Here is a 13,831-nt window from a genome sequence, read left to right as displayed (position 1 = left end):
AACTGGACGTGGGATGTCCGCTTCTGTCACGAAGCGGGCATCCCCTGAATTAACGCGCTGGTGGATAACATTTTGTCCAGTTGTAGTTAATTTTCGCTAACGTTAATTCCCCGGCAACATCCCCGAAATCGATATTCTGACGTTTTATAAAAAACTGACGCACTTCTGCCGGTAAAAATTCGGCGTTGTAACGCAAAAGCGTACTGTGCCAGAACGGTGCAGGTAATGGACTATTGGCATGACGCACCAGCAATTCATTTTTCCAGGACGACGCCAGAATCTTCTCGCAGAAGGACTGCCGCATGGCTATCGCCGGCTCATCAGGGATACCCGCCAGCAACAACTGGCTGGGTAAAGCCACTAAGCGAAGTTTTCTGATGACAATCTTTTTCGCCTGATATTCAGCCCAGATCGTGCGCAATTGCTCGACTTTCACAGGCAATGGCTCGTCAACCTTATACAGTGGCTGCGTCAGGGGCAGGAAGGTGAAATGGAAGCCCTGTGCTGGCAGGGTATCGGCAAGGGGATCATCCCCTGTGAGTTTTTTCAGTTCATCAAGGAGACGTGATACCGGAGCGGATATGGGCGGTTGTAGACCTGTCGCAAGTGCGAACTTTACCGGATCGTAGTAGTTTTCTTTTCTGACGTCCCCGATCCCTGCATTTTCCTCCCACATGGCGAGGGTATTTGCATTTGTTGCACGATAAACATCTGGCAGACTCATTAATGTCATGACTGACCTTATGGCGTTAACAGGAACACGGGCTATGACTTACATGTCAGTCAGGTATTTTAGGCCATTCATTAACTTTTTCAGTGATAATTTATTAAGGCGGGAATCGCGTCTGATGAGGTATATCCTTTTGTCTGAGCCAGCAGGATACATTATGCTGAGCAAACTCACCTCGCAGGATATGACCATGATAACCGTCGAAATAGCCGATCCCTTCTCTTCAGAATCCCAGCGTTTAATAGAAACGCTGTCAGCGGAACTTGCCGCGATTACCGGTGATAATGGCAAAAGCAATTTCAACGTTGAAGCAATGAATAATGCCAACGCGTTATGGGTATTAGCAAAGAATAGCCATGGCGAAGCCATAGGCTGCGGTGCGATACGCCCCTTGACGCAAAATATCGCCGAGCTTAAAAGAATGTTTTCAGACCGAAGTGTGCCGGGGATTGGTGGAGCATTACTCGCTTTTCTGGAAACCTCTGCAAAAGAGAGGGGATATAGCGAACTCAGACTGGAAACCCGATGCATCAACCATCGGGCGGTAAATTTCTATGAGAAACAGGGTTATCGCCGCATCGAGAATTACGGCCCCTACACAGGCAGGCCAGAAGCCGCCTGTTTTTCAAAAGACTTGCGCTGATTCTCTTCATCGGACCGGCCACCCGCTGATGGCACTCAGCAGACCGACGCCGTTGCGTGCTCGGTTATGAGCGACAAGCGCAAATTGCATACCCGGATTACAGGCAGCTCAGGATTATCTACAAGGCCCGGAACTGCCGTATACCCGTTGGCGAACGGTATTAAGTGGAAAACGCGCGTTCAGAGTTGGATGGCCATATCCATGCAGCGTAAATCTGTTTGGGCAAGTCTTGATGGCGAGGTACTTTCTTTGATAAACACAAAGCCGTGCTTTTCATAAAAGGTTTTTGCGTTAGGGGTTGCGGACAGGGTTAACTGTTTCAGTCCTCGTTTCATTGCCTCGTCTTTAATCGTTTCAATAATCAGGCTGGCCAAACCCTTACCAAAATAGTCCGGCAATGTAAAAATCGCCTCTACGCTTGCAGCGGCCAGATCCAGATATCCCGTAGCGACCAATCCGACACCCGGTTTTTCGACAACAAAGAAAGGATTTTCCTTTATCACCTCTCTGTAATGTTCAGGCATAGCGTCAGGCGTCCAGGCCTCAAGCACCCTGGCGCTATAACTGGGTTTACACCCCTCCCGGATAGAAAGATTTCTGATATTCCAGCATTCCTCTGCCTCTTCAGGTACCGCAGGTCTGATCTTCATTTTCTTCTTCCTTTGCGTCTTATTATCTTTTCAGATTTATCATGAAACGGGTTCGTTTCAACCTCTTTGTTTACCCCTCTGACACAACGCGGCCTTCAGGTGCGGCCAGGCTGTCAAAGATCAGAAGGGCCATTCCAGGTTAAGAGAATGAGTGCCGCGCCACCCGTTAGGTTTACTGAATCACCCCGAGCAATAATGGGCGTCTTTTTCTTCCGCCCTTCTGCGGGTGAAAGAGGCCCTGAGTGAGGGAGGAAACCGACCTGCCGAACCGCTCTGGTTGGCATTACTTTACAAATTGCCGCTTGCCCGGAGCCGGGTCGCTCACTATCCTCATTGCCCATGACTATCCTGACGGGTTCGACTCACCATAAGAACAGGCAACTGAGCGCTTTGGCGCTGCTATTCGTTGCCGGTCTTGTCATGCTGGTTTGTCTGACCCAGCGGGCCAGTATCCTGCATCACATGCAGGTTAAAGCCGCCGCGCTCTCCCTGACGGTTGAAAACAGTACGCAGGAGCAAGCATCGCCGGGGATATCCCCTTGCGAGTTAAGCGCCCACTCGCTTCTGGCCGCCCAGCCTCTCCACTTTGATAACCTTCTGCTTTTCACTGGTCTGTTGGTGCTGGTGCTGGCGGTGCTGCTCAAAATCAGCGTTCTGCCGAGACCGGTGATCCTCTTTCGTCCTCCGCTCCTTCGAATACACCTCAAAAACTGCGTTTTCCGTGAATGACTGAACCGGACGTTCCTGTTTAGTTAATTTTTCACGGAGAAAATATATGAAAGCCTTTTTCAGGAGCCTGTGGTTCCTGTTATTCAGCCTGTCTGCGGCCTCAGCTGCAGTACCGGGCTGGCCGATGAAGCCTGACAATTCCCATGCTCAGGTTCATGTCTGGCACGATGCGCCTGCGAACGGGAAAGTTCGCCTGCTGCTTGACGTCACCCCTGATGAAGGGTGGAAAACTTACTGGCGAACCCCCGGTGACGGCGGATTCCGGCCCGCGATCGCCTGGGCGTCGCAGGCAAAAACGCAGTGGCACTGGCCCCGCCCCGTCCGGTTTGATTCCGCCGGTTTCACCTCAGTCGGCTATGACCGACGCGTGGTGTTTCCGCTGGAAGTCGCCACCCAGGAACTGCAACGACTGCGCGGGAAACTGACGCTTTCGCTGTGCAGCAATCTCTGCGTGGTCAATACTTTCCCGCTGGATATCAACCTGGCATCCGGTCCGTCAGCCCACTTTGCCGACGCCTGGGAGAACGCGATGCGCGCTGTTCCCCCGGAAAGCGGCACTGTGGCGGTTCAATCCGTTACCGCTGACGATGACACGCTGACCGTGAAACTGACCTCCCCGGAGGGCTGGTCCCGGCCCGATCTTTTTACTGACAACCCTACGGGAGCGACTCTGTCGCCACCGCAGGCGGAGATCCGCGGTGACACGCTGACCGCCCGGTTTAGCGTCAGTGATACGCAGGGAAAACCGCTGGATGCCTTCCGGTTGCAACAGCTTTCTCTGCTGGTCAGCAATGGCGCGCAGAGCCAGCAACTCACGGTCGATATCACCCCGTCCACGGCGCTGTGGCAGATATTGGCCGTGGCGTTAGCGGGTGGTCTTGTTCTTAACCTGATGCCCTGTGTTCTGCCGGTTCTCGGGATCAAACTCGCTTCGCTGATGACACTGGCAGAGAGCACCCGCCGTCAAACGCGGCTGCGTTTTCTGGCAACGGCGGCCGGGATAGTATTCTCGTTTCTGGTGCTGGCGGCGGTGGTTACCGGGCTGCGTCTGTCCGGCGCCTGGATTGGCTGGGGCTTTCAGTTCCAGAACCCCTGGTTCATTGCCGCCATGGTTGTGGTGACGTGGATTTTTTGTTTCAGCCTGGCGGGCCTGCTTGAGATCCGACTGCCTTCCGGCTTGTCCACCCGGCTGGCAACCGCCGGTGGCAACGGCATCGGCGGGAGTTTTCTTGAAGGCGCATTTGCCACCCTGCTTGCCACACCCTGCACGGCACCCTTCCTCGGCACGGCCGTGACGTTCGCGCTTGCGGCACCCGTGCATCAGCTGTGGCTCATCTTTTTAGTCCTGGGTGTCGGGATGAGCATTCCCTGGCTGGCGATAAGCCTTGTTCCCGGCGTGGCACGCTGGCTGCCGAAGCCCGGCCCCTGGATGAGAAAACTGCGTCTGGTGCTGGTGCTCCTTATGCTGGGTTCCTGTCTCTGGCTGATGTCGCTGCTGGTTAACGCGTGGGGCGCCCGCTATGTGCTGATTGGCGGTGGCCTGATGGTGGCGTTTTTCCTGTACCGCTGCGCGAAAGCCATGCCGGACCATCAGGAAAATCTGCGCAGCCTGGCGTTTGGCGTGCTGTTTGGTGCTGGGGTATATGCTTTCCTGGCTCCCCAGCCCCAGGGGAAGGACGATTCTCCCCTCAACTGGCAGCCGCTCAGTGAAGCGGCATTAAACGAGGCGCTGGATGCGAAAAAACGCGTGCTGGTTGATATCACCGCCGACTGGTGTCTGAACTGCCGGGTTAATGAGGTCCTGGTCCTTCATCGCCCTGAGGTGATTGCCGCCTTAAACCGCGACGACGTTGTACTGTTGCAGGGAAACTGGAGTCAGCCCTCTGCGGAAATCGAACAGTTCCTGCGCCGCTACGGTGCCAGCGGCATTCCTTTTAACGCTATATTTGGTCCTTCACTGCCGCAGGGGCATGTTCTGCCCTCTCTCCTGAGCAAAGATGCGCTGCTAACCACACTGACGAAGGCGAATGCCTCCCCGTCGCCTGATTTCACTGAGGAAAAATAATGAAGAAGATACTGTCACTATTAACGCTGCTGATGAGCGCCACCACGCAGGCGCAGACCACTGACCTGCCCGAACCGGTTAAACAAATGGAGAAACAGGGCATTGAAATCATTAAGCCGTTCAGCGCCCCCGGCGGTGTGGAAGGATGGCTGGGTAAATATCAGGACATGGGCGTAACGCTTTATCTCACCCCGGATAAAAAGCATGTTATTTCAGGCTATATGTATGATGCGCAGGGAAATAACCTCAGCGAGAAAACCATTAATGACGAGATTTATATTCCCGCTGGTCGCGAGATGTGGAAGCAGCTTACCGCTGCGCCGGGAATTACAGAAGGCAGCGCAGAGGCCAAGTGTCAGGTGGTTGTCTTTGCCGATCCCTTCTGCCCTTACTGCAATAAGTTCTGGCACCAGGCCCAGCCTTTTATCAAAGATAAAAGCATCAGCACCAAAACCTTGCTGGTGGGCGTGATTCGCCCGGACAGCGCGCAGTATGCGGCGGCAGTCCTCTCCGCGAAGGATCCGGCTAAAGTGTGGTATGACCTGGAAAGTAGCGACGGAAAAATCAAACCGGAGCTGAAAGGCAACACCCCGCCTGACGTGTTTAAGCAGATACAGCACAATCAGCAGCTTATGGAGCAATTAGGTGCCAGCGGTACGCCTGCTATTTATTACCTGAATAAAGCGCGCACCCTGCAACAAATCATCGGCTTGCCTGATGCTAAGCAAATGGCCGATCTGGTGGCCTGTAAATAAACCGCGTTAACCCATAGCAAAACAGCAGCTGTATCAGCTGCTGTTTTGCACTTTTTACCTGCTCACCGCATTATCCCGGTAACGCAGGTGTTTTTTATTCAGGGAGCGCATACACCACTACCTGATCACCCACCTGATCCTTGAGGATAGTGTTCCCGCCCGCGACGAACGCGACATACTGGCGGCCTTTGTATTCATAGACCGACGGATTCGCTACCGCAGGGGCTTCAGCCTGATCGGACCAAAGCTCTTCACCAGTCTCTACGGAATAGGCGCGCACTTTGGCATCCATGGAGGCACCGATAAAGATCACACCGCCCGCCGTCACAGCCGGACCACCGATTGTCGGTGAACCCCAGCTTTCCGGCATAAAGAAGCCGTACTGCTGCGATGCGCCAACCGGACGACGCCACTTCACATCTCCCGTATGCATATCCAGCGCGACGATTTCACCAAACGGCGGCTTCCAGCACGGCATACCCAGCCAGTTATTGGCAACCATCAGACGCAGGCCATAAGGCGCGCCTTCCTGAGGCGCAAAGCCGCTCTCGTTGCCAGCGCTTTTATCGGCTTTATCGTAATCTTCACGGCTGTAGAGCTTCACGTACTGCACGATATGCGAGGTGTTGACGATAGCGATCTGTTTATTGGGATCAAAGGCTACACCGCCCCACTGTACGCCACCGGCGCTGTCCGGGTAGGTCAGCGCACCCTCGCCTTTGGTGGTCGGCGGCGTGTACATTCCCTCATAGGTCAGGTTATCCCACAGGCGGGAACACTGCCCGGCACCGACCATATCGGCCAGCTTCCAGATCTCTGGTTTTTTCGACTGATCGAGCAGCGGCGCGGGTTTGGTCGGGAATGGCTGGGTTGGCGAAAGCACTTCCCCCTGCACCGAACCGTCACCCTGCGGTACAGGACGCTCTTCGATAGGCCAGACGTCTTCCCCCGTCAGGCGGTTAACCACAAACAGGAAGCCCTGCTTGGTGGCCTGAATCAGGGCCGGGATCTGTTTGCCGTTTACGGTGATATCCATCAGCGTTGGGGCGGAGTTAATATCGTAATCCCACACGTCGTGATGCACCCACTGGCGAGACCAGACCACTTTCCCGGTGTTGATATCCAGCGCCGTTGTCGAGGTGCCAAGCGGGATCTCCTCTACACGATTGCCGCCCCAGTAGTTCGGAGATGGCGATGAGACCGGCAGATAGACCAGGCCATTCGCCTCGTCGGCAGACATATGCGTCCAGACGTTGGCCGTCCCGGTGCGTTTGCGGATGTCAGCTGGGATCGCTTCGAAAGCCCATTCACGTTCGCCGGTCTGCGCATTGATGGAAAATACGGTGCCCGGAGGCGCTTCAGCATAGGCCCAGTCCTTACCGGCCCAGCCCACCAGCAGATGGTTCCCGACTACGGTTGGCGGCTGAAGAATGGACAGCGGATATTTGGCGTTAAGCGTGTTCCACTGATTGATATCCAGGACGCCCTTGTCCGCAAAGTTGCCACATGGCTTTCCTGAATCGGCATCCAGCGCATAGAGTTTGCCATCAACGGTGCCCATATAAACGATTTTCTGACAGGCTTCTCCGGCCACCGGATTTTTTGCCTGCCAGTAGGAGACGCCACGGTTTTTCAGCACTGGCTGCGTGAGGGCTTTTCGCGAAGATTTCGTGTCATAGTGCCACTTCTCTTTACCCGTTCCCGGATCCAGCGCAATCAGGCGATCGAAAGGCGTGCCGATATAAATCGTCTCGTTAGCAAAAATCGGCGTCGCGGACCAGACGGTTGCCGGGGTGTCGCCTTTACCATCCGAGACATCACCCGTGTGAAACTCCCAGACTTTTTTTAATTTGCCCACGTTCTCGGCGGTGATCTGCTTCAGCGGGCTGTATTTCTGTGCGTTAAGCTGTCCGTGGAAGCTGTCCCAGGTGGCAGCAGAAGGCACCAGCGGCGTCGCCGGCTGGCTGGCGGATGCGACTTTCTGGCCGCTGCTGTTATCGGTTGAGGCTTCATCCGTGGTTTTTGTGGTGCCCGGCGCCTGATGATCGGCCGCATCCACATTGAGTTCTTCCTGCGTCCCCTGAGAGGCCTCCGCGGCTTTATCCTGCGCCTGCAGGGTAAGCGGAGTGACCAGCAATGCCAGTGCCGTCAGGCTGACTTTCATTAATGGGTTGTGTTTATCGTTATGCACGGGTGGGGCTCCTCAGGCTCTGACGCGGGGATTGTAGTGAACGGAATTGCTGCTCAGCATAATCAGACCAATCAGGCCGACCACCATTGCTGCAGTAATGATGTACTGGTGCAGCAGCGCGGCTGCAAAACCAATACCCGCCAGTGCCACAAGGGTGACAATAATCAGGAAGATGCGCGCGCCACGGCCAGATGCGGCACGTAGCATAAAGGTCAGTATCGCCAGTACCGCGCAGGCAATGGCAACGCCTAACGCACCAATGGTACCCGTGACACCCGTAAGCGGCGTCAGCCAGGCGTATAACGCTACCGCGAAGCCAATCACCGCAGCCAGCAGCAGCAATAGCGTGCCAGCCCGTGAGGGATGAGAATGCAACATACCAGGAAGTCCCCTATCAAAAAAGAAAGATGAAAAAGTCATCAGGATGGCGCTTATGCACGTTCAACAAGCACGGACAGATAGCCAGCCTGAGACAATTCACAGCTGCAACATGCATTAAACGTAAGAAAGTATAGAAGATATTTTTTGGCTGGGTCGTTGAGATGTCTTTCGCCTCATAATCAGAGGCATTAAATGGAAAAGGGCAGTCATTCCGCGGGAGTATTTTCTGAAGCTTTACAGGCAAAAATGGACGCAATAGCAGACCGGTTTCTTCCTGAAAGGTTACAGACGCTTATGCTGGCACGGTCTGTCTGGCGCGAGAGGCGGAACGCCTCATGCTGGTCAAATGTGATCATGAATACTTGCCATGGGCGGACGACCACCCATGATAGACATGGCGCGCCAGTATCAAATGACCCCTGATGCTGTGCCGCGGGTGTGCAGTTAATAGAATTTTTGTTCATGAAAGTTAATTTCTGATGTGTAATAACTTTCCGGCGAAGAGTGCGTCAGCCCGAAGGGACAGTGTTTAAACTGGCAAGGTAATTCACGATCGCATCTCTGGCTCCCATCACGGCGATTTCCTGGACACTCATTTTTCATCCGAAAACCTAACCAACGTATTGATGAATAAGGCATTGCCTGTGCTATCCAGACGCGTTGTCGGCGATGATTAATCAGCATCCCTGTTTCAGTCATCGTGACAATTTCCCCTGGCCGTACGTAATAATCCCCCTTGAACCACAGGATATAATTCAGCCCATAGGGTGTTTCTACTTTGCCAAAAATCGTCCCCGAGTCAGGGCTGGCAACAATTTCGACTATTTTCCACTCCATAAACCCCTCTTTCATTGCTGTTGTGTTGTTATGCCGGCATTCCATACGGCACATATACGTGTTTTGTAATTTTTCGATGTAAAATAAGTTTAGGCATAAAAGAGGTTAAACTCAAACAACCTTACAAAGAAAATGGGAATCTTTACAATTCCCATTTACGTTATGCAAAAACCCGTCGCAGAGCGGGATAGCGAGATGTTTTAGGGAGGCGTATAGGGCTAGGCAATTGCAAGGCGTCAGGCATACTGCACGTAGCGGTACTCAGGCGTTCACAATCCACTCGCCCCTTCTTACTTCCGCCATTTCCTGCCGCCCTTCCTTTAGGACAATAGCTTAATCTGCTGTCGTAACCTGTCGTTCCACTATACTGACCAGTGCAGTTGTAATTTAGTCAGAAGGGTATGCACGGTTAATGACCTGGCACCAACCCTACCCATGACCATCAGGAGAACAACATGCAAAAGCGTAACAACTTGAAAGTCGTGCTGATTGCATCAGCAGTCGCAGCGATGTTCAGCACTGCCGCTGTGCAAGCCCAGAGCTCCAGCGCCGCGCAGAGTGATACGTCAGCCCAGACCAGTTCGACCGGATCGATGGCGAAGCTCAGCTCCGGCGACGAAAAAGCGTTAAAGGACATGGCCCAGGCCAATATCAATGAAATTGCCGCTGCCAAAATCGCGCTGAACAAGGCCGAAAGCAGTGAAGTCAAAGCCTTTGCGCAAAAGATGGTCGATGATCACGGCGATGCCCTGACCAAAGTCCAGACGGTCGCTAAGCAGAAGGACGTGACGCTGCCAACCGAACCAGACGCGCAACACAAAGCCATGGCCGACAAGCTGGAAAAAGAGAGCGGCGCCGCATTCGACAAAATGTATATGGAAAACGCCGGTACCAAAGATCACAAGATGGTCCTGTCTAAACTGCAAAGTGATGCCAAAAACATCAAAGACCCTGATGTAAAGGCTCTGGCCGACGCGCATACCCCGGTCGTTGAGCAGCATCTGAAGTCTGCTGAGCAGATGAAGATGTAAACAGACCAGTAAACAGGGTGTTTGTGGGTCGCAAGCCTTTGTGACCCGCACCATCGGCAGGCAGCATGGCGCGAATAGCGCGAAGGATCGCTTCTGGCACAGTACAGCCAGGCCCAGGGTACATGCTGTCTTCCTCACTCTCTCCCCCCCTGCCAGACCCCCCGCCTGTTAGCGGGATGAATTCTCAAATACGCCTCCTGAAAGCGCGATATCCGTCACGTTATGCCAGGCTTTATGTGCACGACCACAACGTGATGTTAACGCGGCCTGCTGCGCCAGACTAAAGGGAGGACTCATTTGAAAAATGCTAAATACACGATGCCTTTACGCGAGGAAGGGTTCATTGGTCTGGGAGATTATGCGGCGATCGGTGAGGGCCGTTCCGTTGCACTCATTGCCCCGGATGGTTCCATCGACTGGTGGAGCGCGCCCAATCTCGACTCCCCGCCCCTATTTGATCGGCTGCTAGATCCGAAGATCGGTGGTTTTTTCAGCCTGACACCCGCCGTCGACTATACCGTCTCGCGCGCCTATCGCGAGGACAGCAACATTCTGGAAACCCGCTTTGAGACAGATGACGGCACGGTACTATTAACCGAATCGATTAACAGTACCCTGGCGGGACGCCTGCCCTGGAGTGAACTGGCGCGACGGCTGGAGGGCATTCGCGGCACCGTGCCTTTCCGGCTCCATGTGCGGTTTGGCACCATGATTGAAACTCGCTCGCCCTGGCGGTCAGACACCTTCAAGGGCAGCGTTTACCATATCGGCGATCTGATGGCGATGCTGCACACCAGCGAAAACGTTGTTATCACTCGAGCCGATGACGAAGAGATCGAAGCGGAGATCACCCTGAAGAAAGGCAGCCGGGAAGTGGTGGCGCTGCTCGTCACCCAGAGCGAACCCTTGGCCGTCCCGGACATTGAAACCATTGATAACCGCATTGAAACCAGCCACACCGCCTGGCAAGGCTGGGTGAAGGGACTTAAATATGATGGTCTCTATAAGGATCACGTGATCCGTTCCGCGCTGGCGCTGAAGTTCCTCTGGTATTCGCCAACCGGCGCGCTGGCGGCCGCGGCCACCACCTCTCTCCCGGAAGGGATTGGCGGCAAGAAAAACTACGATTATCGCTTTGCCTGGGTGAGAGATGCCTGCCTGATTATCAAAGCCTTTACCTTTTTGGGCACCCTCGAAGAGTGTAAAGCGGCGTTTTCCTGGCTGTCGAAAACCATTATTAAACATGGCCCGGATATGCAGGCCTGCTACACCCTCGAAGGCGAACTGGTCCCGGAGGAGCAGTATGCGGAACTCCAGGGCTACCGGGATTCACAGCCGGTACGCATCGGCAATAACGCCCGTAACCAGCGCCAGTTGAGCATGTATGCCGATATGCTTGGCGTGGCGAAACTCTTTGTCGAAGCGGGTCATATTCTGGATACGGGCACTTCACGCTTCCTTGGGCACCTTGCCAATCAGTGCGCAGACCGCTGGCGCATGAAAGACTCGGGGATCTGGGAATTGCCGGAAGAGCAACATTACACGCATTCCAAAATGTCCTGCCGGCTGGCACTGGACTGCGCGGTGGTACTGGCGGACGCCAGCCATATCGAACCGACATGGAAGGCACGCTGGGCGCGCGAGCGGGACCGGATCCGCGACTGGGTTGAAGAGCACTGCTGGTCGGAAACCCATCAGTCCTACTGTTTTTACGAGGGAGATGGTGGGCAGCTGGACGCCTCGCTGGCCCTGGTTTCTCGTTACGGTATGAAAGTGGATCCGAAACGCATGAAGCTGACCTATGAGGCTATCTACCGCGAGCTGGGCCATAACAGCGCGATGGTCTACCGATACAGCGGCGTTGAGCAGGAGGAGAGCACTTTCATTGCCTGTTCATTCTGGCTGGCAGAGGCCTGGGCCTCGATGGGCGAGCCGGAGAAGGCCGCAGAGAGCATGGATGAAATTCTGAAGACCCTGTGCCACCGCGGCAATGTTGAAACCTTCAATGAAATGTTTGATACCCGAACCGGCGAGTGGGTCGGCAACATGCCCCAGGGGCTGAGCCATCTCGCGCTGATTTGTGCGGCGCAGGCCATCAGCGAGCATCAACGGAAAGCAAAATAACGTCACCGGTTCGACTCAGGCGCGGCCCGCCCGGATAACCATCGTGATGCCGAGCAGCACGGCACACATCGACAGCAGCATGCGCAGGCTGAGTGTTTCGCCAAGCAGCACCACGCCTCCCAGGGTGGCAAGGCAAGGCACACTCAGCTGCACCGTGCTTGCTGTCATGGCTTTCATCCTCGGCAGCAAGGTGTACCACAGGGCATAAGCCGCGCCTGAGGCCACCGCCCCCGACAGGCTGGCTAATAACACCCCCTGCGCACTGGCAAATCTTTCCGCAGCGGGCAAAAACGAGAGGATCAGGGTGAAGGGAACGGCCAGAATAAAATTACCCGTCGTCGCGGGTATAGCCTCCGGCATGCTTTTCCCTTTCACCGAGTAGTAGGCCCAGGCCAGCCCGGAGCCAATCATCATCAACGCGCTGGTCGGTTCCGGGGCATGCGCGCCGGGTAGCAGTAGCAGCACCGTTCCTGCCACCGCCAGCAGCAGTCCCGCCCCCTTCAGCACACCGATTTTTTCTCCCTGTCGCCAGCCATAGATGACCATGGCCGTCTGAACCGTTCCGAACAGTAACAGCGCCCCCGTTCCGGTATCGATCTGCAGATAGGACCAGGACATCGCCAGCACATAGAGCGCCAGCGCCAGGCCGCTCCGCCAGTCATAGTATATTTTTGAGGCAGGCTTTTTTCTGAGGCTCATCAGCATAACCAGGAACAGCGCGCCGCTGATGATCCGTACATTGCTGAAGGTCGCCGGATCGATATGTTTGCCGGTCAGCGCCACTCTGCACAGGACAGAGTTGGCGGCGAACGCCAGCATGGTGAGTATTATTTTTCCTGTCATACCTGCCCTCACGAATCAAGCCCGGCCGAAGGCACGCCCTTCTCCTTCCGCTATGCCTCGTATCCTATACTTAAGTAAACCCCTGGAGGTAACTATGTGTGGACGTTTTGCCCAGGCCCAGACCCGGCAAGAGTACCTTGCCTTTCTCGCCGATGAAGCGGATTGCGATATTCCCTACGACCCGGAACCGATCGGGCGCTATAACGTCGCGCCCGGCACCAAAGTGTTATTGCTCAGCGAGCGCGACGATCTGTTGCATCTCGACCCGGTATTCTGGGGCTACGCCCCTGGCTGGTGGGATAAGTCGCCGCTGATCAATGCCCGTCAGGAGACCGCCGCCACCAGCCGGATGTTCAAACCGCTGTGGCATCATGGCCGGGCGATTGTCTTTGCCGACGGCTGGTTCGAGTGGAAAAAGGAAGGGGATAAAAAGCAGCCTTACTTTATCTATCGCGCAGACGGACAACCCATTTTTATGGCCGCTATTGGCAGCACGCCATTTGAACGTGGCGATGAGGCTGAGGGGTTCCTGATTGTGACCGCTGCGGCGGATAAAGGTCTGGTGGATATTCACGATCGGCGCCCGCTGGTGTTAACGCCACAGGCGGCACGGGAATGGCTGCGCGAGACGGTAAGTGGACAAGAAGCAGAAGCGATCGCCCAGACGGGTGCCGTACCCGCAGACCAGTTTCACTGGCATGCCGTTACCCGGGCGGTGGGCAATGTGAAAAATCAACGTGCAGAACTTATCAATAAAGTCAGCGAGGCGTAAAAATAAGGGCAATGGTACTGACCGCTATTATTTTCTGGCATTTGCTAATACCCAATAAATATAAAAGCGGAAGTAAGCGA

The 13,831-nt window shown here is 54.8% G+C and carries 13 protein-coding genes; 7 read left to right on the top strand and 6 right to left on the bottom strand.

Features of this window, described 5'->3' with window-relative positions; translation table 11 throughout:
• Positions 1-49 precede the first annotated feature (49 nt).
• The gene (locus ACF8PE_RS14460) at positions 50-733 is read right to left on the bottom strand and encodes a hypothetical protein (RefSeq protein WP_032610969.1); all 684 of its coding nucleotides are present in this window, start codon (positions 731-733) and stop codon (positions 50-52) included.
• A 187-nt stretch (positions 734-920) separates the two neighbouring features.
• On the opposite strand from ACF8PE_RS14460, the gene ACF8PE_RS14455 reads away from it, so the two are divergent.
• On the top strand, positions 921-1,373 hold the full coding sequence (locus ACF8PE_RS14455; RefSeq protein ID WP_098946291.1) for a GNAT family N-acetyltransferase: 453 nt from the start codon (positions 921-923) through the stop codon (positions 1,371-1,373).
• Between the two features lie 179 nt (positions 1,374-1,552).
• Here ACF8PE_RS14455 and ACF8PE_RS14450 read toward each other — a convergent pair whose 3' ends face one another.
• A complete protein-coding gene (locus tag ACF8PE_RS14450) occupies positions 1,553-2,023 on the bottom strand; it encodes a GNAT family N-acetyltransferase (protein ID WP_151584796.1) in 471 nt (156 codons plus the stop codon).
• Positions 2,024-2,362: 339 nt separating this feature from the next.
• Between ACF8PE_RS14450 and ACF8PE_RS14445 the strand changes: the two genes are divergently transcribed.
• From ACF8PE_RS14445 to dsbG, 3 genes are read left to right on the top strand one after another with little or no spacing between them, the layout of a single operon-like run.
• Positions 2,363-2,752: a copper-binding protein gene (locus tag ACF8PE_RS14445; RefSeq protein WP_186371176.1), complete on the top strand. Its 390-nt coding sequence runs from the start codon at positions 2,363-2,365 to the stop codon at positions 2,750-2,752.
• A gap of 46 nt (positions 2,753-2,798) precedes the next feature.
• On the top strand, positions 2,799-4,817 hold the full coding sequence (locus ACF8PE_RS14440; RefSeq protein WP_392495011.1) for a protein-disulfide reductase DsbD family protein: 2,019 nt from the start codon (positions 2,799-2,801) through the stop codon (positions 4,815-4,817).
• Entirely contained in the window at positions 4,817-5,572 is a 756-nt protein-coding gene (gene dsbG, locus ACF8PE_RS14435; protein WP_165717912.1) for a thiol:disulfide interchange protein DsbG, read from the top strand. Before ACF8PE_RS14440 ends, dsbG begins: the two co-directional genes overlap by 1 nt.
• Positions 5,573-5,666: 94 nt before the next feature.
• Here dsbG and ACF8PE_RS14430 read toward each other — a convergent pair whose 3' ends face one another.
• From ACF8PE_RS14430 to ACF8PE_RS14420, 3 genes are all read right to left on the bottom strand, one after another.
• A complete protein-coding gene (locus ACF8PE_RS14430) occupies positions 5,667-7,763 on the bottom strand; it encodes a pyrroloquinoline quinone-dependent dehydrogenase (protein ID WP_032610976.1) in 2,097 nt (698 codons plus the stop codon).
• A gap of 12 nt (positions 7,764-7,775) precedes the next feature.
• Complete coding sequence (locus ACF8PE_RS14425; protein ID WP_164540480.1) at positions 7,776-8,141, bottom strand: hypothetical protein; 366 nt, start codon at positions 8,139-8,141, stop codon at positions 7,776-7,778.
• 447 nt (positions 8,142-8,588) lie between these two features.
• The gene (locus ACF8PE_RS14420; RefSeq protein WP_262660381.1) at positions 8,589-8,981 is read right to left on the bottom strand and encodes a hypothetical protein; all 393 of its coding nucleotides are present in this window, start codon (positions 8,979-8,981) and stop codon (positions 8,589-8,591) included.
• A 455-nt stretch (positions 8,982-9,436) separates the two neighbouring features.
• Between ACF8PE_RS14420 and ACF8PE_RS14415 the strand changes: the two genes are divergently transcribed.
• Positions 9,437-10,012, top strand: a complete 576-nt coding sequence (locus ACF8PE_RS14415) for a DUF4142 domain-containing protein (RefSeq protein WP_077227270.1) — start codon at positions 9,437-9,439, stop codon at positions 10,010-10,012.
• 297 nt (positions 10,013-10,309) lie between these two features.
• Positions 10,310-12,136 carry a glycoside hydrolase family 15 protein gene (locus tag ACF8PE_RS14410; protein ID WP_392495010.1) on the top strand — a complete coding sequence of 609 codons (1,827 nt, stop codon included), beginning with the start codon at positions 10,310-10,312 and terminating at the stop codon, positions 12,134-12,136.
• Positions 12,137-12,151: 15 nt separating this feature from the next.
• On the opposite strand, the gene ACF8PE_RS14405 is transcribed toward ACF8PE_RS14410, so the two are convergent.
• Positions 12,152-12,979 carry a DMT family transporter gene (locus ACF8PE_RS14405; protein WP_059307806.1) on the bottom strand — a complete coding sequence of 276 codons (828 nt, stop codon included), beginning with the start codon at positions 12,977-12,979 and terminating at the stop codon, positions 12,152-12,154.
• Between the two features lie 94 nt (positions 12,980-13,073).
• On the opposite strand from ACF8PE_RS14405, the gene ACF8PE_RS14400 reads away from it, so the two are divergent.
• On the top strand, positions 13,074-13,751 hold the full coding sequence (locus ACF8PE_RS14400; RefSeq protein ID WP_059307805.1) for an SOS response-associated peptidase: 678 nt from the start codon (positions 13,074-13,076) through the stop codon (positions 13,749-13,751).
• The last annotated feature ends 80 nt before the right edge of the window (positions 13,752-13,831 follow it).

It is taken from the genome of Leclercia sp. GLN_9 (assembly GCF_043105735.1).
GTDB lineage: Bacteria > Pseudomonadota > Gammaproteobacteria > Enterobacterales > Enterobacteriaceae > Enterobacter > Enterobacter adecarboxylatus.
Note: the sequence above shows the minus strand (reverse complement) of the source record. Positions and strands in the feature narration are given on the sequence as shown.